The 23,143-nt window shown below is 37.3% G+C and carries 19 protein-coding genes; 2 read left to right on the forward strand and 17 right to left on the reverse strand.

The window, feature by feature from the left end; all coding sequences use genetic code 11:
* Window positions 1-95: 95 nt before the first annotated feature.
* The 9 genes from JM84_RS00325 to cyoE form a co-directional block, all read right to left on the reverse strand.
* The gene (locus JM84_RS00325) at window positions 96-2,597 is read right to left on the reverse strand and encodes an outer membrane beta-barrel family protein (RefSeq protein ID WP_013751080.1); all 2,502 of its coding nucleotides are present in this window, start codon (window positions 2,595-2,597) and stop codon (window positions 96-98) included.
* A 152-nt stretch (window positions 2,598-2,749) separates the two neighbouring features.
* Complete coding sequence (locus tag JM84_RS00330) at window positions 2,750-2,998, reverse strand: hypothetical protein (RefSeq protein WP_049783467.1); 249 nt, start codon at window positions 2,996-2,998, stop codon at window positions 2,750-2,752.
* Between the two features lie 30 nt (window positions 2,999-3,028).
* On the reverse strand, window positions 3,029-3,574 hold the full coding sequence (locus JM84_RS00335) for a DUF420 domain-containing protein (protein WP_013751078.1): 546 nt from the start codon (window positions 3,572-3,574) through the stop codon (window positions 3,029-3,031).
* A 3-nt stretch (window positions 3,575-3,577) separates the two neighbouring features.
* The gene (locus tag JM84_RS00340) at window positions 3,578-4,312 is read right to left on the reverse strand and encodes an SCO family protein (RefSeq protein WP_013751077.1); all 735 of its coding nucleotides are present in this window, start codon (window positions 4,310-4,312) and stop codon (window positions 3,578-3,580) included.
* Window positions 4,313-4,325: 13 nt separating this feature from the next.
* Complete coding sequence (locus JM84_RS00345) at window positions 4,326-5,009, reverse strand: hypothetical protein (RefSeq protein WP_013751076.1); 684 nt, start codon at window positions 5,007-5,009, stop codon at window positions 4,326-4,328.
* Window positions 5,010-5,140: 131 nt separating this feature from the next.
* Window positions 5,141-5,524 (reverse strand): cytochrome C oxidase subunit IV family protein, encoded by a 384-nt coding sequence (locus tag JM84_RS00350; RefSeq protein WP_013751075.1) that lies wholly within the window; start codon window positions 5,522-5,524, stop codon window positions 5,141-5,143.
* A gap of 25 nt (window positions 5,525-5,549) precedes the next feature.
* On the reverse strand, window positions 5,550-6,527 hold the full coding sequence (locus JM84_RS00355) for a cytochrome c oxidase subunit 3 (RefSeq protein WP_013751074.1): 978 nt from the start codon (window positions 6,525-6,527) through the stop codon (window positions 5,550-5,552).
* A gap of 120 nt (window positions 6,528-6,647) precedes the next feature.
* Window positions 6,648-7,229 carry a heme-copper oxidase subunit III gene (locus tag JM84_RS00360; protein WP_144782259.1) on the reverse strand — a complete coding sequence of 194 codons (582 nt, stop codon included), beginning with the start codon at window positions 7,227-7,229 and terminating at the stop codon, window positions 6,648-6,650.
* The gene (gene cyoE / locus JM84_RS00365; RefSeq protein ID WP_409994606.1) at window positions 7,230-8,201 is read right to left on the reverse strand and encodes a heme o synthase; all 972 of its coding nucleotides are present in this window, start codon (window positions 8,199-8,201) and stop codon (window positions 7,230-7,232) included. It lies immediately after the preceding gene.
* A 75-nt stretch (window positions 8,202-8,276) separates the two neighbouring features.
* On the opposite strand from cyoE, the gene JM84_RS00370 reads away from it, so the two are divergent.
* Both JM84_RS00370 and JM84_RS00375 read left to right on the forward strand, forming a co-directional pair.
* Window positions 8,277-9,161 carry an MBL fold metallo-hydrolase gene (locus JM84_RS00370; protein WP_144782263.1) on the forward strand — a complete coding sequence of 295 codons (885 nt, stop codon included), beginning with the start codon at window positions 8,277-8,279 and terminating at the stop codon, window positions 9,159-9,161.
* A gap of 8 nt (window positions 9,162-9,169) precedes the next feature.
* On the forward strand, window positions 9,170-9,544 hold the full coding sequence (locus tag JM84_RS00375; protein WP_013751070.1) for a glyoxalase: 375 nt from the start codon (window positions 9,170-9,172) through the stop codon (window positions 9,542-9,544).
* Here the strand turns inward: JM84_RS00375 and JM84_RS00380 are convergent.
* The 8 genes from JM84_RS00380 to ruvA form a co-directional block, all read right to left on the reverse strand.
* The gene (locus JM84_RS00380; RefSeq protein WP_013751069.1) at window positions 9,541-9,957 is read right to left on the reverse strand and encodes a hypothetical protein; all 417 of its coding nucleotides are present in this window, start codon (window positions 9,955-9,957) and stop codon (window positions 9,541-9,543) included. The two genes, JM84_RS00375 and JM84_RS00380, sit on opposite strands and share 4 nt — an antisense overlap.
* 97 nt (window positions 9,958-10,054) lie before the next feature.
* Window positions 10,055-12,184 carry a hypothetical protein gene (locus JM84_RS00385; RefSeq protein WP_013751068.1) on the reverse strand — a complete coding sequence of 710 codons (2,130 nt, stop codon included), beginning with the start codon at window positions 12,182-12,184 and terminating at the stop codon, window positions 10,055-10,057.
* Between the two features lie 99 nt (window positions 12,185-12,283).
* Window positions 12,284-13,075: an energy transducer TonB gene (locus JM84_RS00390; protein WP_013751067.1), complete on the reverse strand. Its 792-nt coding sequence runs from the start codon at window positions 13,073-13,075 to the stop codon at window positions 12,284-12,286.
* A gap of 162 nt (window positions 13,076-13,237) precedes the next feature.
* Window positions 13,238-13,966 carry an energy transducer TonB gene (locus JM84_RS00395; RefSeq protein ID WP_013751066.1) on the reverse strand — a complete coding sequence of 243 codons (729 nt, stop codon included), beginning with the start codon at window positions 13,964-13,966 and terminating at the stop codon, window positions 13,238-13,240.
* Between the two features lie 59 nt (window positions 13,967-14,025).
* Window positions 14,026-14,415 carry a VanZ family protein gene (locus JM84_RS00400; protein WP_013751065.1) on the reverse strand — a complete coding sequence of 130 codons (390 nt, stop codon included), beginning with the start codon at window positions 14,413-14,415 and terminating at the stop codon, window positions 14,026-14,028.
* Window positions 14,408-14,788, reverse strand: a complete 381-nt coding sequence (gcvH, locus tag JM84_RS00405) for a glycine cleavage system protein GcvH (RefSeq protein WP_013751064.1) — start codon at window positions 14,786-14,788, stop codon at window positions 14,408-14,410. Before gcvH ends, JM84_RS00400 begins: the two co-directional genes overlap by 8 nt.
* 104 nt (window positions 14,789-14,892) lie before the next feature.
* Window positions 14,893-22,365 carry a cell surface protein SprA gene (gene sprA, locus JM84_RS00410; RefSeq protein ID WP_144782265.1) on the reverse strand — a complete coding sequence of 2,491 codons (7,473 nt, stop codon included), beginning with the start codon at window positions 22,363-22,365 and terminating at the stop codon, window positions 14,893-14,895.
* 7 nt (window positions 22,366-22,372) lie between these two features.
* The gene (gene ruvA, locus JM84_RS00415; protein WP_013751062.1) at window positions 22,373-22,954 is read right to left on the reverse strand and encodes a Holliday junction branch migration protein RuvA; all 582 of its coding nucleotides are present in this window, start codon (window positions 22,952-22,954) and stop codon (window positions 22,373-22,375) included.
* Window positions 22,955-23,143: the final 189 nt, after the last annotated feature.

The following is a 23,143-nucleotide window of genomic DNA, read 5'->3' on the forward strand; positions in this document are numbered from 1 at the left end:
AAATTTATAGAATTCTTAAAAAAGTAAAAAGGTGGACGGCTATACCGTCCACCTTTTATATTTGTGTAGCTACGCTTTCGCGAAAGCTAAAAAGTCTATCCTTCAAAGTCATCATCTGCCTCTCCACCTCCACGGCTACCACGTTCACGCTTCTTCTTTTGATTAAATCTATACGTAAATGCTAGATTGACTGAACGAACTCTAAATTGAAACTCGCTGTCACTTGTAAAAGAATCTGTTGTTGTAAATGATTGTCGTTTACTTGAGTTAAATACATCGCTTACATTTAAAGCGAGTGTAGCGTTATCATTGAGTATGTCTTTGCTAAAAGCTAAGTTTGTAAATAAGAACCCTTCTGTATCAGTTTGTGCGTTATTGCTTGGACCTCTATAAAAGATATTAGTTTGCCAGTCAATTTTATATGGCAAGCTCACTTTTGCACTTCCTCTTGTGAAGAAGCTAAAGTTACTTGCACCATAATCTACTCCATTAAAAGAACCATTAGTTTCAAACAAGAATGCATTTGCACTTAAGTTTAATCTTAACCATTTATTAGGATTATATAAAACACCTAACTCTGCTCCATAACGTTCGTTTGTACTTAGGTTAATAGGTAGCGTTCTAATGATAGGCACTCCGTTTGCAGTAACTAATCCTGTATCTTCTTGAATACGCTCGAAAGAATCTGTTTCATACTGGTAATACACAGATGAAGTCAACGTCAATTTATCCCATCTTTTTAAGTATCCTAAATCATATGCACTTGCAAATGATGGAACAAGATCTGGATTTCCTTGAAAGATGTTTGCTTCACTTGAACGTGATGGGAAAGGATTAATAAAACGACCTCTTGGTCTGTTGATACGCCTGTTAAAACCTAGCGTGATATTCTCACGCTCATTAAACTCATACGTTAAATTTAACGTAGGGAATAAACCATCTGTTTGGTTATCAAAATCAAGATTAGTACCTAGTGGATTGTCATCAGATATTACTGCATCTACAGTTCCTTGCTGTCTTGTATTTTCATAACGCAAACCTGCTAAGAAAGAAAAATCACCAAACTTATCTCCATACTGTGTATAGAAGGCATGCACATCTTCTTTATAGGTAAAGATATTAGATAGTCCGTTATCTCTAATAAAAGTACCACCCGCAACATCTTCTTCTAATAGCGTATAATCTGTTTCTGTCTCTTCAAAATTTCCTCTATACCCTAACTCAAATTGAGCGGTCTCTCCTATAGGGCGCACATAGTCTACCTGTGCTAAGTACTCCTTTTGATTTTCAATCTGTGTGATAGCTTCTGTAGGTAAATTTTCTAAAGTTGGGAAAGAGTTAAACTCTGTAATGATTGATGTTTCTGTTTCCTCATCTCTTGCATATTGTAATGCAGCTGTAAGCTCATGCCCAGACTCATCAAACTTTGTAATAGAATTAAGTGAGAATTGATAGGTCATATCTTCTTCATTCTCGCGCTCAAGTCTAGTTCTTGATACAGTCAATTCATTATCTGGTGTAAACTCATTTGTTAAGTTATCTGTACCAGAATCATTATCCCCTAATCTTAAAAAACCACTTGCCGTTACAGATGTTTTTTCTGTTAGAAAATATTCAATACCTAGGTTAGTATTGAATCCTCCACGGTTTCTATCAAACTCTCTATCCTCTCTAAGAATACGGTCTATCTCACTTGTAAAGTTCTGCTCACCATCTGCTCCTATTTCTGATACAAAGTACTGATTCTCGGCTGCAGCGTTGCCTGGAGAAGTACGTTTACTGTAACCTGTGGTATTAAAAATATTGAATTTATCCGTTCTCAGGTTTATATTCCCTGTGATTCCATAACGTTCTGGGTAACCTACATTAGTCTGTATAGAACCATTAAGACCTAATGTTTTCTCTTTCTTAAGTATGATGTTGAGTATACCCGCTGTACCTTCTGCGTCATATCGAGCAGATGGTGATGTAATCACTTCTACACGTTCGATGGCGTCTGCTGGTAGTTGACTTAGAGCGTCTACAGATCCAAAACCTGCAATGGCCGAAGGTCTTCCATTAATCAAAATGCGCACATTACCATTACCTCTTAAGGCTATCGCTCCATCTACATCTACCGTAACTGATGGCACATTACTAAGTGCATCACTTACTGTTGCGCCGCTTGTAGTAAGATCTTTTCCTATATTATATATCTTTTTATCTAGTCGCACTTGTACTTCTGTAGTCTCTGAGCGCACAATTACTTCATCAAGAGATTGAGAATCTATAGCTAGTGTCTGTGTAGGCAGTGTAGTATCTTTAGTAAGACGTTGAGCCGGAAGGACCTTTGTTTCAAACGAGATGAACTCAAACTTAACATCATAAACACCTGCTGGTATTTCTATACTGTATTTTCCAGAAGGGTCTGTAATTCCTCCCGTTACTACTTTCCCATCTGCAGTAGCAAATGATACTGTTGCATACTCTAAAGGTATGTTAGTCTCCGCCTCCATTACTGTACCAGTAATAACAACATCTGGTCGATCCCCTCCAGGTCGCTGTGCTACAGCAACTAAAGAAAATGACAGTAATAAAAAGGTAATAAAATTTTTCATCCGTTTAAAAGTTTGGTTCTAAAATTAGACACGCAAATTACGGATGGGTTTAGTCGAGTTGTCCTAAGGTTTTGTTAAAGAATAAAACTATTAAACCTCAAAGAAATTAATAGGGAAACTTATTGAGGTTAAGTAATAAAAAAGCAACTTCTTTATGAATCAGTTTGTTCATCTTGTGGTTCAGTCGAAGCATTTTTTTTGGATTTATAAACGAAGTAGAAAACACCACCCACAAGGATATATGGAATTACCATAAGGTACTTTATACCGTTGTTTATTCCTTTGGCAGTACTATTATCTTCTTCAGATTCTAAGACTGCACGACACATAGCACACTGAGTAGTAGATGCTACCACTGTTGCATTTAAGTCCGCTTTCGCGAAAGCGCAACAGAAAAACATTACAACTAGTACTTGTTTAAGATTTTTCATCTAGTGGATGTAATAAGGAGAGATCATTAAATACACAACAACGCCAGTAATTGCAACATACAACCATATAGGAAAAGTGATGCGTGCGAGCTTTCTGTGTTTATCAAAACGCTCTGCGAGTGCTCTTACATATGTAAACAATACTAATGGTATGATAATTATAGATAGTGCTATGTGAGTTATCAAAATAAAGAAATACACATAACGTATGATACCCTCACCTCCAAAACTTGTAGAGTCTGATGTCATGTGATAAGCAACGTACATCAATAAAAAAAATACAGATAACCCAATGGCAGTCTTCATTAAACGCTCATGAAGTGTGCGATTTCCATTTTTTATGGCGCGCACCGCTAGTATCAAGACAATAGCTGTAAGTCCGTTTATAGTAGCGTAAACTGGAGGCAAGAATGTAAGTGGCTCTACATCTATACCATAATCCTTAAGCTTAATACCAAATAATATAGCAACGGCTATAGGAATCACTATGGATAAAATAATGATCCAAACTCTGTATTTCTTTTCTGTAGGGTTAAGTGTACTCATAATCTATTTAAGTAATTTCTGTATATCTTCAATAAGTATATCTATCTCTGGCGTTTCTCCTCCTTCTGGCACATTATCATCCATAGGGACAAATCCTCTGTAATAAGGTTTAGCATTGCCATATGGGTCTAATCTAGAGCGTATGAAACCATTTTGATCAATAAGTGCAAACAGTCCTGAGTGGTATAAGTCACTCTCATCTCCTTCTTCATTAGTAGCAAGATAAAAACCTTCATTAGAAAGTTTTCTAATAGCGGAACGATCTCCAGTCATAAAGTTCCAGTTAGGGTTTGTCACTCCGTATTCCTCTTGATACTTTTTAAGTACCTCTGGCTGGTCATGTTCTGGATCTATAGAGAAAGAAGCAATCCCAAAATCATCGCGTCCTTCAAACCTCTGCGATATTTCGATTAAATTATGACTCATAGGGATACAAATGTCGGTACACCTTGTAAAAAAGAACTCTACTAGGTATACTTTCCCTTTATAATCTGCATTTGTGATGGTATCGTTGTCTTGATTTACAAATGAAAATGGAGGCACTTTTCTATCTACTCCACCTTGATTAATATAGATCAAACCATCTGGCGCTTCATTAATCTTCTCACCACCATCTTGATGCATTCTACCACCGCGAGAGACATCATCATTTGCTATGCGCTTGTAAATCTTTGGGATTACAATGATCCCAAAAATGAGTACAATGGCAGCTATTCCTATGTATGTATTTTTTCTCATGACTTAATAGCTATTATTTGTTCTCTCTGCGTTGCTCAATTTTAGGACTGGCATTATTATTCTTCTTAAGTGCCAGTCTATATTCTGCCAGTAATATTTTTACGTCATCCTTAAGATAGCCCATTTCTACAGCTTGTGTGAAATCATAGCCATATACATTTGCTTTCTTTTCCTCGTGACCAGAACGTAAAGCTCTTGCCTTATCTATTACAAACACATTGGGATGCCCACCATCATTCATCATAGATAAAGAGGTGCCAAGGCTATTAAAATGCTCTTGAGTTTGTTGCTTTGATGCTACGATGAAGCGCATTTTTGACGTGTCAAAAATACGTGATAATTCTGCTCTTAAATTATCTATAACTTCCTCACTTCCTTTGTTTACAAATAAAACTAATTGAAAATCTGTATAACGCTCAAAGTATTTGAATATCATCAAATTCAAATTTGCCGTATACCCTTCATTGCTTTTAAGCCCATCACCTAGGTAACCAACTAAAGTAATATGATCATCAAATGTAAGTGGAGATTCTGGTGTGTCTTCTGTTCTAATTTCTTGTTTTGCATATCTGCTTATGTCGTCTACCTCTTGTGTAAGAAGAGGTAAGTTTGCAAAGTTGTAAACACCAGACGCAAAGAAGAGATAAATGAGCACTGGCAGCACAAAAAGTGATATGAGAACGATTTTCTTTTTCATGTTTACAAAGATAAATCTCAAGAAGTAATCGAGCTTATAATTGTTTTCAATTTTTATGAAATAACGCTTTCGCGAAAGCGCAATAATTAAGACATAAAAAAAGCGACTCGAAAGTCGCTTTTAATTATTTATTAGAAATCCCAGCTCTGGAATCCATTGTTGTAAACTTCAAAGATATAATCACCTTCCGTAAGTAAAATGAATACTAAGTAACAAATAAGGAAGATACCTGTCCAAACTACTGCTCTACGTAATCCTTTAACTTCGTCACGCATGTGCATGAAATCCCAGGTAATATAATATGCCTTTACAATAGTAAGGATAATGAAAATCCAGTTAAGAAGTTTCATTCTTATAAAGGTTGTTTCTAGTAAAAACTCTGGCTTTATAATACCTAGAACAACTTCTACAGCTGTGATAATCGAAAGAAATATAAGTACTCCCCAGATTTTCTGAATGTTATTCTTGAACTTTAATGTTCCTCTAAATATTGCAAGTTTATGTTCGTGTGCCATAATATATAATAGTCTGAAAGGTAAATTAAACTAGGTAGAAGAATGTAAATACAAATACCCATACAAGGTCTACAAAGTGCCAGTATAAACCAACCTTTTCAACCATCTCATAGTGTCCTCTTCGCTCATAAGTTCCAAGAACTACGTTAAAGAAAATAATGATATTGATCATTACACCTGAAAATACGTGGAATCCGTGGAAACCTGTAATAAAGAAAAAGAAGTCTGCAAAAAGTGGTGCTCCATATTCATTATGAATAAGGTTTGCTCCTTCTACTACAAGCTTTCCATCTCTAGATAGTTTTGCAAGAGACTCTTCTCGTGACAATACCGTCTTCTCACCATTTTCTGTAAGTGTCTGGATGCGTATCAATGCGTTAGGAGTAGCTTCAAAACCAGCTTTTACTTCTTCAATTGAATATGTAGTAGGTGTCGCCTCGTCTGAGAACCAAATTCCATTTTTATTAAGGTGTTGCTCACGCTCTCCTACTTGTGTAATAGCGAAGTCGCCAAGTGCCATACGATTACCATCTGTATCAACGAACTGGAGTATTTTACCACCCTTTGTTTCTACGGCACCATAATCACCTTTAATGAACGTAGCCCATTCCCATCCTTGTGATCCTACGAAGATAATACCACCTATGATGGTAAGGAACATGTAGAATGCTACGCTTTTATGCTTTAAGTGATGTCCAGCATCTACAGCAAGTACCATGGTTACAGAAGACATAATCAAAACAAACGTCATAAACGCTACGTATATCATAGGGAAATTCCCATGTATGAAAGGTACGTGTGTAAATACTTCGTCGGCTATTGGCCAAGCATCAATAAATTTAAATCTTGAAAAACCATATGCGGCTAGAAAGCCCGAAAAGGTTAATGCATCTGATAAGATGAAAAACCACATCATTAGTTTTCCGTAGCTCGCTCTTAGTGGTTGATTACCACCACCCCAAGTTGTTCCCTCGGCGTCGTTGTTTGTCACTGTCGTGTCCATTCGTAAGAATTGGTTAATTTAATGGTTGCAAAAATAAGTATTTTATGTTCAGATATCAACTTTGAAGCCTCGATTTATAATCGTTTTAGATACGTATTTATAAAACAATGTACCGCTAGTTTACTTTGTGATAAATAAAAGCACAAATAAAAATACCCAAAGAATATCTAAAAAGTGCCAAAACGTTACTCCTAGTGATAATCCTAAATGTTCGGCTCTAGAATATTTCCCTCTCAAATGATTGATAATTACTGTAATTAATGCAATAAAACCAGCGATAAGGTGTGCAATATGCACAGCAATGATAAGAAAGAAAAAAGTAGTTGTAATATTACTAGATGCCCCTGTAAAATAATAACCTTGTTCTTGAAATGCACTAAAGCCTGCAAATTGAGAAACCACAAATCCTATTCCTAGCGCTAGTGTAAGCATTAAAAATAAGGTTCCCATTGAATTTTTACCGCTTATAATAGCATTTTTGGCGAGATGTATCGTAATACTACTTATTATAATTAATACTGTAGATACTATAAGCGCCTGCGGAAAATCATAGTTCTCTAGCCAGTCACGACGTTCCATGCTTACGATATATGCACTCGTAAGTCCTGCAAATGTCATACACAAACTTATAATTCCAAACCACAACATCTGCTTTTTTGCGCGATCCTGCTTTAACTTTTCACCTCCTTGAGTATAATCCATCTATCTTAAAAATTTATCTATTACAAAAACAATTTGAAGTAGTGTGATATAAGTCACACTTGAAAGCATTAGTCGTTTGGCTGTTTTTGCATCTCTGTTTTGGTACAATTTTATTGCCCAATACAGCATAAATAATCCTAGTGCTCCAACTATAATAGCAGAGACAGGTGTTAAAAATAAATCTCCAGTCACCCCAAAAGCAGGTATAAGCGAGATAAGTACCGTCCATACCGTGTATAACACGATTTGAACCGCAGTCCCTTTATCACGTTCTCCTGTAGGTAACATAGCAAAGCCTCCTTTTTTATAGTCATCAAAAAGAAACCACCCTATTGCCCAAAAGTGAGGGAACTGCCAGAAAAACTGTATCATAAATAACGTCCCAGGCTCTATCCCAAAATCGTTGGTAGCAGCAACCCAACCTAACATGTAAGGTATCGCTCCTGGAAATGCGCCTACAAAAACAGATAAAGGTGTTTTAGTCTTTAGCGGCGTATATAAGAGTACGTACATAAATATAGAAATACCTCCAAACATAGCTGTCTGAGGATTTATGTAATACAAAGTACCTAAACCTAGTATCGTGAATGTAATTGCTATTAAGAGTGCCTTTTGTTTAGACATCCTTCCGGAAGCTACAGGCCTATTTTTTGTGCGATCCATCAATGCGTCTAGATCTTTCTCTAGCACCTGATTATACGCATTTGACGCGCCTACCATAAAGTAGCCTCCTACAGCTAGCAGCAACACAATAAACCAGTCTATCTCTGTGGCTCCAAGAAAATATCCTGCAACACTAGAAAACACTACGCTTATAGATAAACGCATCTTTGTGATTTCTTTAAAATCGTACCAAGCAGAGTAGGTATTCGTATGTATGGCGACGTCGCTCAAAGACAGTAGGTTTAGCAATTTTTTAAGTGGTGCAAAGATACTGCCCAAAAGGAATCTGTACAACAAAACGACAAGCATAATAGGTTGTTAAAATTACGCTTTCGCGAAAGCGCAACTACACCAATACGACTACCTTTATAAAAAAACTCAAAAATGAAACACTTTACACTCCTTATCATCGCACTTATAACTGCTGCAGGTAATGCACAAGGACGCTTTGACGATGTTCAAATTACTGTTGAAAAAGTTACAGATCACATCTATATGCTTCAAGGAGCTGGTGGAAACTTAGGAATCTCTACTGGAAAAGATGGCGTATTTATGATAGACGATCAGTTTGCTCCTCTGAGCAAGAAAATCACCGCTGCCATTAAAACCATATCTGACCAGCCTGTGAGTTTCTTGGTTAACACTCACTTTCATGGTGACCACACTGGAGGAAATGCTAATTTTGAGGCCGCTGGATCTATGATTGTAGCTCATGATAATGTGCGTAAGAGACTAGCAGCCGATGAGAAAACGGCTAGTGCGGGACTCCCAGTAATCACTTTTAGTGAAGATGCTACTTTTTACCAAAATGACGATGACGTATTTTTAACCCATGTACATAATGCACATACAGACGGAGATGCGCTTGTTTATTTTGCTCAGAGTAATGTGCTACATACTGGAGACACCTTCTTTAACGGTAACTTCCCTTTTATAGATACAGACCGTGGCGGAAGCATCCAGGGAGATATTGACGCAGCAAAGAAAGGACTTATGCTTATCAATGAGGATACTAAAATAATTCCTGGTCACGGAAAGTTAGCAACAAAAGCAGATTATCAAAAATATCACGATATGCTAGTAAACGTTTACACTTCAGTTTTCAAAGCTATAGAAAGCAATAAAACCCTTGAAGAAGTAACCGCAATGGAGTCAATCACATCTGAATATCTTACAGACGAAGAAAGCGCAAAGAGCTTTATTACTGGGCCAAAATTTAGAAGCACTGTTTATAAAAGTATCTTAGAGAATATTGAGATTAACAAATAATATAAATTATGAATCCTATTGCCAAATCCATTAGGCCTTTTATAGGTACTGCAGACTTTGATTCCTCCCGAAGGTTTTATACTTCAATTGGTTTTAAGGAAACTATCATCTCCTATAACATGTCACTATTCACAATGGATAACTTTGGGTTCTACTTGCAAGATGCCTTTGTAAAAGATTGGATAGACAACACAATGGTATTTCTAGAAGTGCAACATCTAGATGAATATCTCAATCACCTCGAATCTCTTGATTTGACTTCATTATTTAAAGGCGCAAAGATTTCAAAAATTGTTGAAAATGACTGGGGACGAGAGTTTTTCTTACACGATCCGTCTGGCGTGTTGTGGCACATTGGATCCTTTACAAATCGCACATCTTAATCTACAATATACTCCACAGAATCATACACTAAAGCCGACCAACCATAGTCGGCTTTTTGTTTGTTGAACTTTAAGCCTATTAGCTGCGCGCCTTGATATCCTTTAGCTCTATCTATTTCAATATGATTTGCATCTTCCTCTGAAATTACCAAACATAACTTCCCGCAGAATGCATTACCATAAGCAGTAACTACAAGGTAATGTTGCCCAAAGATTTCTTCGCGCATTTCATAATAATAATCTACTTCTGGGCTTTCCTTTATCAAGCGATAGAGCTCTGCTTGATATTCCTTACTATTATATGAGTTTGCAGCAAGAATGTTATTGCGCTGTGCGCTTTGACAGTTCTCTTCCTGACAAGAAAATAAGAAACATAGCACTATTATCCCCAAGGCGGTGATTCTAGATAACATATTGTTTTAGTGATTGATGAAGTAGTTTCTTGTCTAGAGCTATAACGACTTCATAATCGCAAATATTACACAATCACTTAACAATGCTAGCTAGATTTTAATAATCATAATACCAATTAAACAAATCTGTTCTAAAACCTATGTTGAGCCACAGCGTGCTGGTATCAAATGTATTTGGCGCATCTTGAATATCTGCGGTTACACTACGATAGATAGGGTTTGCATATACTTTTAAGTTGGTTGCAGGGTTTATTAAATACCCTAGCTCAAGATCTGCATACAGGCTATTAACCTTATTTCCTTGAAAGAATGCAATCCCATCGTCTGATGGCCTGTTTTCATCATTTCCATAAATACTTCCTCCGTAGTATACTTCATTGATATCTCCTATCTCAACACCTCGAGCTCCTACAATAAGTTTTGCTGTTCCATACCATCGTTCTCTTTCATAACGAGCAATCCCAATAAGCTCTTTAAAATTTGCTCCCCATTGATGTGCCAGCGACTGGTTTGCATGCCCATAATTAAGTTGGATCTCATTATTAGAATATACATAAGGACGCACTTGGCTGTACTCACCTTGCAATGTCAAATTCTTAACTCCAAAAGCATCATAATACTTTGCTCCTATCTGGAAGCCTTGTTTGTTTTTATAGCTTTGATTTCCGCCTATCACATCACTAGCCGAAAACTCATCTATAACAACTTGCCCATACACATTTACGCGATCATTCACTTTATACTTTCCGGTTAGCCCTATAAGCGCATTACCACCGCGAGAACCCGTAGAGAACTCTATTGCTCTGTAAAAAATCACAGGATTTAAGAAATTAAAATCAAAACCTCTTCCATTTTCATCTTCCCATATTACAGATTCAAAAAATCCCACATTAAGTTTCTTACTTAAGTTCCAGCTTAGATAATGATTACTCATGAACTTGGTTCTAAAAGCACCGTCTGCTGTGGTTTCTGGACGCACATCACGCAGTGATGTCCACGTATTTGTGTACTTAAATTTCCAAAAGGTTGTATTGAGTTTTAAATATGGAAAATAACTCGCATTATCACTAAGCAATAGCGATCTGTAACCATCTCCTATAAACTGCTTTCCATGACCTAGCTGAATATTAAAATACTTGCTAGGTGTGTATGAAATATAACCTTCGGCTACTGGGTAGTCTAAGTCTCCATTTGTGCCTTCCTTTGCAATACCACGACCGGGCACCACCGCAGGATTACCACCATCTGGTCTTAGTGATCTAGCAAAAGAATCAAAGTATCGAGGAAAACGACCCTGACTCTCATATACAGCAGCAAAAAAATTGAGCTTCTTTCCTAACCCACCTTGAATATAAACTGCACGAGTGTTGTTATAGGTGAAACTATCAGACTTTAACTTGTCGGTTTCATATCCCAATTGCAAATCGGCTGCGGGGTCTAGGGTTATCCAGTAATCCTCTCCTTGTATTTGCACCATATGCTCGTTAGACCATTTTCTCCCAAACCACGTTTTCTTTTCTTTCTTGAGCGCATCTGTCTTCTCCTGAAAATTATAATATGGATTTACAGTTTGATACAGATAAGGTTTACTTGCCGTATGCGCATTAGTCCCTACAAGATTCAACTCTTGATCAAACCTACTATAAACCTGATGCGAGAAAGGAATATTCAACTGACTCGTATACTCATTTGCTGGATTAAATTTTTGATTTTGAATACGGTCATATTCATCCTGCATTGGGTTTTTAAGCGGTGTTTCTTTTTTTGCTTTCGCGAAAGCGTCACCTTCATTATCACCACTATTCATCTCACCTATTTTATTACGTGATAGTGGCAACAGCACAGGCATTGTAAATTGCATATAGGTAGGCTCACCGTTATATGTAGCCGGATCAATTACAGGTAGTTTATCGAAAACATCTTGCGCCGAAGTCTTAAGTGATGCAAAGACGGCATCTGTATACAGTAGCTTAAAAGCGCCCTCACGAGTAACTTCAAACAAAATCACCATCTTACCCTCGTAATTTTCCTCCTTAACCTCTGCTGGGACTTCAAGATTATCAATTATAAATGAAATAAAAGTTTCATTAAAACAAGCCGCAACTTCGCTCACTGGCAAGTCGGCACATTCTGGAAAAACGGGATACTTTTCATAATCACTAGTGGTTACCTGAGCGGTAAGACTACAAGTAGCGAAAATGAATAAAAGAAATACATATTTATGCATGGATGTAGGCGTAATAATTACGCACGAAAGATAGGGTTTTATACACAAAAAATCCCGTTGCGAGAGGCAACGGGATTATAGTAAAAATGTTCTTATAATTTAATCTTCTATTTGAAATGAGATAGGTAATGAAAAAAGTACCGCAACATTCTCACCTGCTTGTTTTCCAGCAGTCATGTCAGGTAGCAACTTTGTAACTCGCAAAGCCTCTTCTTCAAGTTTTGGATGAGGGGCTTTAGCATTTACATCCACTACTTTTCCAGAAGCATCAATTTTAAATGTCACAAAGATTCTATTTACTCCAGAGAGGCCTAGACCTTCTCCTCTTTCTGCTCTGAACTTTTTAGATACAAATTTAGAAATCTTGGCACTCATGCAATCCTTGCGTTCATCATTTGAGCTTAAACCTTCACAACCTGGATACAAAGGAGCTGTCTCCACTAGAGAAAATATTTTGGCTATTGGCTCATCGTCTACCGTATCATCATAATCAGGAATACGTGGGTCTACAATAGGATCATCTGTGGCATCTGTTGGCTTGAGATCATCTTCAAGGAACTTGGAATCATCTTCCTTTGTCTGGACGTTCTCAAGAATCTTAGGCTCTTCAATTTTTGGGAGCTGTACTTTTCTTACAACTTCCCTTTTAGGTTGCTCTACTTTAACTTGGTCAAGAGTAAAAATTTGATCTACGTTTTCCCGCTCTACCGCTATCGCCAGTTTCTTTTCTGGAGTACGCATTTCGATAAAGAAGATGGACGCTAGAAGTGCTAAGATTAACCCAATTTGAAAATGAAGCGTGGGATTTCTTCGTAAATTTGCCTCGTGCTTGCGGCTTGATTTGTACACGCTGTTTTGGCGAACAGCAGTGCTTTCTTTGGAATTTTCCATAAGATATAGTTTTAAAAATGTTGAACAATTCTTAAAACGAATCAATAAGCAAGCCAAAATTGAGGTCACCTTAGGGCGGCCTCTTTTTTTTTTGATATAAGACACAAAAAAACCATCTCATTGCTGAGATGGTTTTTTTAATATTTAAAAAGTCTTTATGACTTAGTCTTCTACTTTAAATGTAATAGGTAGTGAGTATAAAACCCCTACTGGCTTACCACGTTGCTTACCTGGTGTCATTTTAGGTAATAACTTAATTACACGCTCTGCTTCTGACGCAAGACGTGGGTGTGGTGCACGAGATCTGATGTTTACGATTCTTCCAGTTTTATCAATCTTAAAACTTACAAAGATTCTGTTTACACCAGATAGACCTAAATCTGAACCTAACTCTGTGTTGAACTTCTTGTTTACAAGCTTGCTCACCTTTTCAGACATACAGTTCTTACGATCATTGTTGTTAGTCATAGACTCACAACCAGGAAAAATAGGCACATTTTCAATAACTGCAAACGGTACATCTGCAATCTCCTCTTCTTCTTCCACAATCTCTACATCCTCTACTTCAACGATTTCCTCTTCGGCATCTGTTTCTGTAGACTCTATAATTGTTTCTTCTATTTCTTCTTCATCCTCTACTACCTCAATGATTTCCGGTGCTGGTGGCGGCGGTGGTGGCGGTGGTGGTGGTGGAGTATTCAACTCCGTGATTGGAATTTCTTCGTCGTCTAGATCATCAAGATCAAGCTGACCAATATCAATAGCCACATCATCATAAGTCTTCCACTCGATGGTGATGTACGTTAGTGCGAGTACTGCAATGAGTCCTAGCTGAAAAAACAGCATGCTTCTCTTGCGAAGGTCTGCTTTGGGATTTTTCTTGGGTTCCATAATTAAAGTATTAGTAGAGAGCTAAAATAGCAAAATAAATCTCAGTTGTGAAACTAAAATTACGATTTTAACCCTTTAAATTTCTTAAAAAATAGTAGAAATGTTAAACTTCCGAGTATTACACCTATACTATTTGCAAGTACATCCCACACATCAGGCGTTCTGTATGTAGTTGCACTGCCTTGTAATAACTCAATCACTGTGCCATATATCACTAATGCTAATGCAATTGCTATATAAAACATGGGCTTTGCCCATTTCTGCGTTGCAGAGGTTTTTACGATATGAAAATAACTCAGCCACAGGATAGCTAAACCAAAATAAGCTCCTAAATGTAGGAGCTTATCTATATTGGAAATATTAGTATCTATTTTTACAGGCTTAACAAGGGATCCTATGCTCAATGCACAAGTATATGCTATCGCCGTAAAACCAATGAGTTTATCCACCTATAAGTTCTTTGTAAGCATCTGCGCTTAAAAGCTCATCTACTTGTGAAGCGTCAGAAAATTTGATTTTAATCATCCATCCTGCTCCATAAGCATCGCTATTTACAGTTTCTGGCTCATCTTCTAGACCTTCATTAAAAGCTACAATCTCACCAGAAAGCGGTAAGAAAAGATCAGAAACGGTCTTTACTGCTTCCACAGTTCCAAAAACCTCATCTCTATCAAGAGTTTCATCAAGAGTTTCTACTTCTACGTAAACGATATCTCCTAGTTCTCCTTGTGCAAAATCTGTAATTCCCACTACGGCTACGTCACCTTCTATGCGTACCCACTCGTGATCTTTCGTGTATTTTAACTCTGCTGGTATATTCATCTTAGTCTGTATTAGTTTGATTTAATTCCGCTTTCGCGAAAATATTCTTTTTAATAGATTAATGCTTACTATTTTCAAATTTTCGCGAAAGCGAACTCATATAATTAATTTCCAAAATTATATCTCAATGTAAATCCAGACCTAATAGTCGTTTGTGGAAATGCTGTGGATATTGCAAATGTCGAAAAAGTATGGTCATAAAAGAAGAGCGCAGTAAGATTTTTACTCAACGCATAATCTGTGGTAAACCTAAGTCCATAAATATCTTGTCCAGCAGTGGTCTGGCTATTGTCTATATCTAGATATCTAATGATAGTTTCGTTTTGTCTAAGAGAGAAATCTGCCTTAAAGTTGAGATCACTCTTAAGAACCCTACGAGATCCACCAAAGTTTGTAACAAACCTAAGGTCCTTAATACGATATCCTAATCCTAATATGTACTCATTACCCTTAATCTCAGTTAAGAGGTTGTTATCAAAGCTTAATCCTAATGCCCTATCTCTTTTAATTTCGGCAAGAATCTTTACAGAGTTTTTCATTTCAAAATCCAGGCGAACTAGCGGTGTGAACTGCTCTGTAAGTGTCACATTACTTAATAGCGTTTGATTTAAAAAGTTACCCGCTTGATCACGTTGTGCGGTCGCAGGGTCTCTATCTGTGTTTCTATTATAAGCTAAGTTAGTCAAGTAATTATTTACAGAATAACCGGCAGTATAACCGTGCTGCACTGAGAATCTCTTAAACTTATCCTTAAACCATTTTATATTCATTAAACCAGTATACTTTATATTCCAGTTAGGTAATGGGATGCTTCTAAGAAAACCAGTGTCTGTTTTATTTACATCCTTACCGCTATACGCTGCAAGGAAAGCAGGTAATAACACTTTTTGATTAGTACGACCAAAACCTTCTGGATACCCATCTGCATCTACCTCAAAGGTATTTGTACCGTAAAACTCTGTTGCTAATCTATTTGCTACTGCCAGCCTGTTTTCTCTGAACGTGTTAAATGTACTACTAGACTCAGATGTACTCTCTGCAAAAGCAGTTCCAAGTAATACGGTAGAAATGTTGAAACGACCAAAGCTATTACCTGTTAGTGATTGGTATGCTAAACTCTGCTGGTTAACTCGGTAATTTTCTTGATAGTTTTCTTGAAAAACACGATTTAAATTAAGGTCTATATCGAGATCTTTAAGAAGTCCTATTCTAGCTTGAATTGCAAGGTCTCTACTCTCTATCTCGCGATACTGCTGGTTAAAATCTTGAAACAATGTTAACCATCCATTACTCGCCGCCAGCTCTCTTACCTCTGCCTGACTTCCAAAAATAAATCCTGGCGTAGGCCTTAAACTTCCTGCAAAACCAACTGATGGCAAATATCCTGGTAAATAAATACCATTACTCTCCTCATAGGTAAGCTGCACACGTTTAATCGCAGTAAGTAATCCTACTCCTGTATTGAGCGCCTTGTCTGATGTACTTAGACCACTTGTGGTTCCATCACTTGAAGCGTCCTCTTTTAATTTATCAATCTTGCTATTACGATTATCTTCTGGTGATGGTAATCCTCTAGGTCTAGTGCTAGTAGCACGCTGTTTTTTCTTCTTTGTTAAGCCTACATATTTATAAAGCTTCTCCATGTCAAAGGTTCCATTAATAGCGTGCGTATTTGTATTCTCCACACTATTCCCTATTTCTGGGATATTATCTAAGACCTGAAATTGTTGTGAACCTCTCTGCCATCTGTAATTTGCAGTATATGCATAGGTAGCAGTAATCCACTCTGTGAATGGAATCTTATCGAATGGCAAATCATAGTTGAGCTGTAATACTCCAAAGTGAGTATCTGGCGTACCTATATCAAAGAATCCATTATAAATACCATATCCATCCACCTCTTGACCGGCATCATCTAGAAAAGCTGGCGTACCGTCATTATCAAGATAATTTCTTACAATACGGTTATGGTTTACATTATAATTGAGACGCAGACTTTTAGTAATAGGAAAATCTACCGAATAACCCCAATCAAACAAATAGTTACGTTGGAATAAACGCGGTACCGCTATATCACCTTCGTTTGCGAAGACATCTCTGAACTTTTGCTGATTAAATTGGCGCACAACATTAGATTGTATAGCAATATTAGACGGCAAGTAATTGAAATTTAAATCTTTTAAAAACTTATAGTATTTCCCTGTAAATAGAGAATCATTTTTAGCAAATGGTTCTAAAGGTTTAGAGTTAAAACTATAGTTATAAGTACCTCCTAATCTCACATTTTGATCGCGAGATTCTTCTATCTCAAAATCTTTATGATCTGTCTGGTTATAAGAATATGAAAAAGTAAGGTTTTCAATATCATAAGGCATAGGCTTGCGCTCTGTATCCATGCGCTCTTTTCTTACTCCTATAGCACTAAAACTTTGGCGTTTTGTATAATCTACAGAATAATCTTCAATGTTGTCTCTCTCTTCTTGACTAGCTGCATTATCAAGTGATGTATCTAATTCTACATCCTCATAAAGCGGATTGAATTTAGGTGTAATACTCTGCTCACCTATTGCGTAGTTAAGAGGTAACTGTAATCCCCACTTCTTTGGCAGTAATTGACCTGCATTAAGATTTGTAACGATATCGTATTGTGTTACATCTTCTAGACTGCGCTCACCAGCATTTTGCTCTATACTTCCAAAACCTACAGTACTTAAACGTCCCGTTGCAGATACATTTGCAAAGTCTGCAATATTTCCATCTACACTTAGTACTCCAGCATATCCACCATCATTAGTAAGGTCTGATAAGCGTAGCTCATTAAACCAAACCTCTCCACCAATTTCTCCAGGAGAGCAACCCATAGCTTGGTTACTGGTTGGATTTCCATTTTTCACACCCAGCATTAATGTTCTTACATCACCAAAACTAGGAAGACCTTGAATACCTATACGTAATTGACCTTCTTGATAACACATAGACTCTGGATTGAGAATACGATCCCCGTTTTGATCAAAATACGTGATATCATCTGGATCTGACTCTACATCTCCAGCAATAACTTTTGACTTAATAATCTGTAGTAATTCTAATGGAAGATCGAGCTCATTTGCCGCTGGCCAGATAGCATCTCTATCTTGGTTAGACACATTAAATGCAGTAGGCTGTAATGGTAATTCTATTTGATAAAAATTTGAATTAAGGTCGGTTCCCATTCTTATGAAACCTACTAGATTCTGATTATCAAGGCCATTCTCAACAATAGGCTCTGCGTGCATAAACATCTTAAGATTTTTATACTGTCGCATGTCGAGATTATAATATTTATAGACCCCTCTTGCGTCTTGCTCCTCGAGATTTTGAACTCTCAAAGAAAGCGACTGTTCATTTTGCCTGATATTATTATTATTGTTATTGAGTCTCTCACGCTCTACTCCTGGAGGTAATGCATAAGGAACTGGCTGTCTTGTTTCATTTGCCTCAATATTTACGGCAGCCACCTCAAACTGTGTGTTATCTGCATCATTGATTTGAGTGTTTTCATTAGGATCCAACGTTAGTAAGTATCTTCTAAAATCACCACGTACTAAATCTAATGTTCCAAAACGAAGTACAACATCTTCTTGCCATCCGCTCATGTACATACGCATAAAACGTATAGACCTAAAGTCATTAATCCCTCCAACTACATTTGTTGCTTGGTTAATTGGCACTCTAAACTGTACCCACCTTGTAGGGAGTTGATTTCCATTTTGAGTAGTGACAGTTAGCTCTCTTACATCGGTCACAAATGGATTGTTTTCTATACTTAATGATGAAGGATTAATAGGTAATTCATATTCAAAATATGCGTCAACCGTATTCATTGTATTATCACGGTTTACATCTTCCACATCTGGAAAAGTAGTTGAACCACGATTAGTCTGTGTTACCTCTACAGGAGAGTTCCCTTGATTGTTATTGTAATTTCTATATCTTTCTACTACACCACCTTCAGTGTTTAAGAAATAATTGTAGTTATCACCTGCTGGATCTGGAAGTCCTGCAAAGTTTGGAAACTCCGCTGCCTCCTCTACATCACTTAATCCATCATATCCTATATCCTGGTTGGCACGTTGCTGCCCTTCTGTATCAAAAGCATATACTAAAGATTGATTAGTAGGTACTTTACCCCATACCGTTTCTGAAGTTGCCTCATCTCCTCCTTCATTAGGAAGTCCATTTTCATATTGTTTTCTACCATCCTTGAGGATATCCTCAGATATGCTACCCAAGTTAATCGTTAGGTTTCCTCCAGCATTTGTAGTATCACCATCTCCAAAAAATGGATCTAGCAACCAGAATTCAACAAACTCCACGTTTGCTTGTTCAAAATCTGTAGAAGTTAACTGCCTTGTAATTCCTCCAAAATTCTCCTGAGGATTAGAAAGTATTCCATCTGCTGCATCTGGGCTAAAATTATAAGGCCCGCGCTCTCCTGGAAAATAAGCTAAATCAAGCGTAAAAAGCGCTTGTGTTTGACCAGCAATAATATCTTGTTGAGGAAAGATCTCATCCCTAAAAACACGTCTTGTTTCAGCGAGAGACAAGTCGTCGTCTGAGATACCATCAGGACGCTGATTATTATAGAAAATAGGATCTATAGAATACCAAGCAAACTTTGCCCGCCTATATCCTGTAGAAAGATCGCCGTTTGCTAGTTCTCCGCCAAAACCTACTGGTGCAGATGACAAGCTCCACTGTAAAGCTCCGCCAATATCTATAGAGGTTTGTGAACCTTCAAAATCGTCTACATAAGAGGTTGCCTCTCCATTAAAGTCCGTTCCTTTAGGTTGCCCAGGAATTAAATAAGCTACTTCACCACGCACCGAAAGATTGGATACTACATCAGTATCAATATTTGGAAGTTTATTTACCCATCTTGTTAAGAAAGGTAGTTCTGTAGAATAACTTGCATTTAGACCTACAATGGTATTATTTATAGGCTCAAAACTATAGGTTGCTTTTTGCGTAAGCGGTCGCTCATTAAGATTTAAGAAAGTACCTCCTACTATGAAATTCTCATTAAACTGGTGCTCTACATTAATTCCTGTAAAACGTTTATTTTGTTGCCCGAAAATAGCATTATTCTCTACAGATGCAGAAATAGGAATGCCAGAAGCTTCAAGTGATTTATCTAAAATAATAACACGCCCTAACTGATAATTGACCGTATAGTCTAAACCTTCTACTAGTCTTCTTCCTCCTGCGGTTACCGTTACAGAACCTTGTGGTACGTTAAAAGCTCCTAATGGAATACCCTGCTCTTGTGCAGATTTATAACGTCCTTTTAGTAAAAATTTATTCTTCTCAGCATTATCTCTAGCTATAGTCTTTGTAGATTGATATAAGGTTGAATAAACGTACTTGTCTTGATGTGCGTTATAGGTCTCTTCATTCTCGTACGTTTCTGCACCATCGTTCACACTTAACAAATCAAACAATGTCTCTCCAAATGGCTCTACAGTTGTAAACACAACACTTCCATTTTGCACATGCACTGTTGTGCCCGGCACAAAATCAAAGAATCCGTCTCCTCCTACTTGAGGATCTCCAAAGGTGGTTAGTCGGTCAAGGTTAAATAATCGTAATAAGGTGTTACTCTCAAGATCTCCACGATCTTGACCTTCATCCATGGTATTATCATTATTAGTCCCATCAAATAAGGTAGGTAAAGGGGCTCCATCTACAGGAGTTATGAAATTAATAGGAGAAGGATCTGAATACACAATGTTCAATCTAAATCCTTCTTGCTCTAATTGAAAAGCACCTAACGGATAGATATTTTTCATCATCAAATCCCATATAGGCTCTTGTACATTTGTGAGGTTACTTTTAAGCATTTTAACCACAAGATTTACGGGGCTTCCAGCTTGTCCAGCAGGAATTACAGTATCTAATATACCATCTCCGTTTACATCTTGTCCGTTTAAAATTCCATCACCATTCACATCAGCATCTGCACTATCTGCAATGTTATCGCCATCTTGATCTGGACGACCCTGTCCAAAATCTGCATCTACAATATCTGGTCTTCCATCTCCATCTGCATCTGGACGACTACCTTCTGTGGCGTTTATTCCGTCATTTGCAAATTCTCCTACTTGATACACTTGACCTCCTACTGTATATTGAAAGGCCACCCCAAGCACTTCATCATTATTTAATCGCTGACTAAGAGATATATAACCTAGTGCTGGATATAATGTAAACTGAGAGCTTTGTAATTGTCTAGCATTTTCAAGTAATACGTAGTCAGTTCCGTCCTGCACTGTGACGTTACCAAAACCTTGACTAGCCGTCGCCACATCTCTTATTGCTGGCGTAAGAACAGACTGTACAGACTGATCGTTTATACCACGTGGATTAAAATCATTATTACGGTTATCTGGGAATGCATTTGCAGCGTTGTTAATAAAACCTGGATTTGCACCTACATCAATCCCTACGTTACTAGGGTCAGACTCTCCTAAATCTTGTATTGCAATTATATTACGAGCATTTGTCGTTTGGTTCTGCCTGTTTGTAATCCAAACTTCTACCCTTGTTATTTGAACTCCTCTGTTATCTATAAACGGGTAGTTTTTAAGCGCATCGTTATAAGTATCCCTGAAGTAATGTGCTAAGAAGAAGTGGCGATTCTCATCATAATCTAGCGCAGGGACCTCAAACTCTTGTACAGTCGCACCACCCTCTGCAGTTACAGTTCTAGGTTGCGACTGGTTCTCAGAAAACACAGCCGTTACACGCGTCTTGCCAAACTGTAACTCTGTTTTTACACCAAACAAGCTCTGTGAACCTTGAATAAGTGCACTATTTAGTGGCATTGAGATGTTACCTACTTCAATTTTTTGTATGATATCATCTTCTGTAGGAGTGTATTCTAGCTTAATTTGATTTTGGAAATTAAAGGTAGACTCCGTATCATAATTTGCAGTAATCTGCAAACGCTCACCTACTTGGCCTAGCAAACTCAAGCTTATACGTTGATCAAAATCAAAGGTAAAATTGCTGCGGTTACGTGGTGAAAATGCTGGATTATCTTGCTTTGTAAATAAAAGACCTAGATCCATCTCTACAGATCCTTGAGGTGTAAACTCTATCTTATCTCCACCAAAAATGCTCTTGAATAAATCATTCTGTACATATAGTGATTTTACTAAGCTATTACGTGTATCGTCCTCGTCAGATCTCCCATCTACCGCATTTACTTTCTCTCTAAAATACTGACGCATTTGCTCGTCACGTACTCTTTTTTGATATTCAGCTGGTGTTAATATGAGAGGATATGTAATATTAAAACTTCCTAATTCCTCAGTAAATATATACCTATCCAGTATAGCGTCATATGTGTATTTTGAAACAATACTATTTGGATTAGGTAACACAAGACTACCTAGCGAAAAAGTAGTAGCCGTAGAATCTTGAGCTGATGCATTCTCCTCTTCTTCTTGTGCGATTGCTAAGGAGTTTCCTAGAAAGAAAAATCCAACTACAAACAATATCGCTATACGTACATTTAAATAATAGTGTTGCTTCAAAATATGCCTACAGTTTTTTTAATGCCTCCTTGATGATCGTTTCTACGCTTGCGTCTGGCTTTTCTTTTACAATCGCCGTACAGACTTTTTCTGCTTGCTTACGCGCAAAACCTAAGGTCTCTAAAGCAGATAACGCCTCTTCTTTGCTAGTATTGCTTTGCACAGCACTTTCACTACTCATATCGTACACCTTCAGTATCTTATCCTTTAGGTCGAGTATTACTCGCTGGGCTGTTTTTGCTCCTATTCCCTTAATACTTTGTATGGTTGCTACATCATTTGATGCAATAGCTTGTTTTATCTGGTGAGGATCTAGAGAGGACAACATTGTCCTTGCCGTACTTGCTCCTATACCAGAAACAGACAGTAATAGTCTAAAGATCTCACGCTCCATCACCTCCACAAACCCAAAAAGTGTGTGGCTATCTTCTTTAACTTGCAGGTGGGTGTGTAACTTTAAAGCCTCACTATCGCCTAGTCGCCCAAAAGTATGCAATGAGATATTAATAAAATATCCTACTCCATTGCAGTCTAATACTACATGAGTTGGATTTTTTTCTATAAGTCTTCCGCTTAAGTGAGTGATCATTTAACATATAATTAAGGAGCGTAAATGTAAGAAATTTATGTCTAGGAGATTGCCAAATTTAATGGTTCCCTTTCGCGAAAATGATCTAACTCAAAACCATGCCCATTTAATAATAATAACGAATAACCGAACTCAATTTGATTAGCAAAACCACAAAAAAAAAGAGGTGTAAAAATTACATTTTATACC

The sequence above is a fragment of the Dokdonia sp. Hel_I_63 genome (assembly GCF_007827285.1).
Classification (GTDB): domain Bacteria; phylum Bacteroidota; class Bacteroidia; order Flavobacteriales; family Flavobacteriaceae; genus Dokdonia.

What these genes read in the sequence shown, in the direction of transcription:
- JM84_RS00335 (WP_013751078.1), bottom strand. Translation starts at nt 3,574, where the DNA reads ATGAGTACACTTAACCCTACAGAAAAGAAATACAGAGTTTGGATCATT.
- JM84_RS00325 (WP_013751080.1), bottom strand. Translation starts at nt 2,597, where the DNA reads ATGAAAAATTTTATTACCTTTTTATTACTGTCATTTTCTTTAGTTGCT.
- JM84_RS00330 (WP_049783467.1), bottom strand. Translation starts at nt 2,998, where the DNA reads ATGTTTTTCTGTTGCGCTTTCGCGAAAGCGGACTTAAATGCAACAGTG.
- JM84_RS00345 (WP_013751076.1), bottom strand. Translation starts at nt 5,009, where the DNA reads ATGAAAAAGAAAATCGTTCTCATATCACTTTTTGTGCTGCCAGTGCTC.
- ruvA (WP_013751062.1), bottom strand. Translation starts at nt 22,954, where the DNA reads ATGATCACTCACTTAAGCGGAAGACTTATAGAAAAAAATCCAACTCAT.
- JM84_RS00360 (WP_144782259.1), bottom strand. Translation starts at nt 7,229, where the DNA reads ATGGATTATACTCAAGGAGGTGAAAAGTTAAAGCAGGATCGCGCAAAA.
- JM84_RS00395 (WP_013751066.1), bottom strand. Translation starts at nt 13,966, where the DNA reads ATGGAACCCAAGAAAAATCCCAAAGCAGACCTTCGCAAGAGAAGCATG.
- JM84_RS00380 (WP_013751069.1), bottom strand. Translation starts at nt 9,957, where the DNA reads ATGTTATCTAGAATCACCGCCTTGGGGATAATAGTGCTATGTTTCTTA.
- JM84_RS00390 (WP_013751067.1), bottom strand. Translation starts at nt 13,075, where the DNA reads ATGGAAAATTCCAAAGAAAGCACTGCTGTTCGCCAAAACAGCGTGTAC.
- cyoE (WP_409994606.1), bottom strand. Translation starts at nt 8,201, where the DNA reads ATGCTTGTCGTTTTGTTGTACAGATTCCTTTTGGGCAGTATCTTTGCA.
- JM84_RS00385 (WP_013751068.1), bottom strand. Translation starts at nt 12,184, where the DNA reads ATGCATAAATATGTATTTCTTTTATTCATTTTCGCTACTTGTAGTCTT.
- JM84_RS00370 (WP_144782263.1), top strand. Translation starts at nt 8,277, where the DNA reads ATGAAACACTTTACACTCCTTATCATCGCACTTATAACTGCTGCAGGT.
- JM84_RS00340 (WP_013751077.1), bottom strand. Translation starts at nt 4,312, where the DNA reads ATGAGAAAAAATACATACATAGGAATAGCTGCCATTGTACTCATTTTT.
- gcvH (WP_013751064.1), bottom strand. Translation starts at nt 14,788, where the DNA reads ATGAATATACCAGCAGAGTTAAAATACACGAAAGATCACGAGTGGGTA.
- JM84_RS00350 (WP_013751075.1), bottom strand. Translation starts at nt 5,524, where the DNA reads ATGGCACACGAACATAAACTTGCAATATTTAGAGGAACATTAAAGTTC.
- JM84_RS00375 (WP_013751070.1), top strand. Translation starts at nt 9,170, where the DNA reads ATGAATCCTATTGCCAAATCCATTAGGCCTTTTATAGGTACTGCAGAC.
- JM84_RS00355 (WP_013751074.1), bottom strand. Translation starts at nt 6,527, where the DNA reads ATGGACACGACAGTGACAAACAACGACGCCGAGGGAACAACTTGGGGT.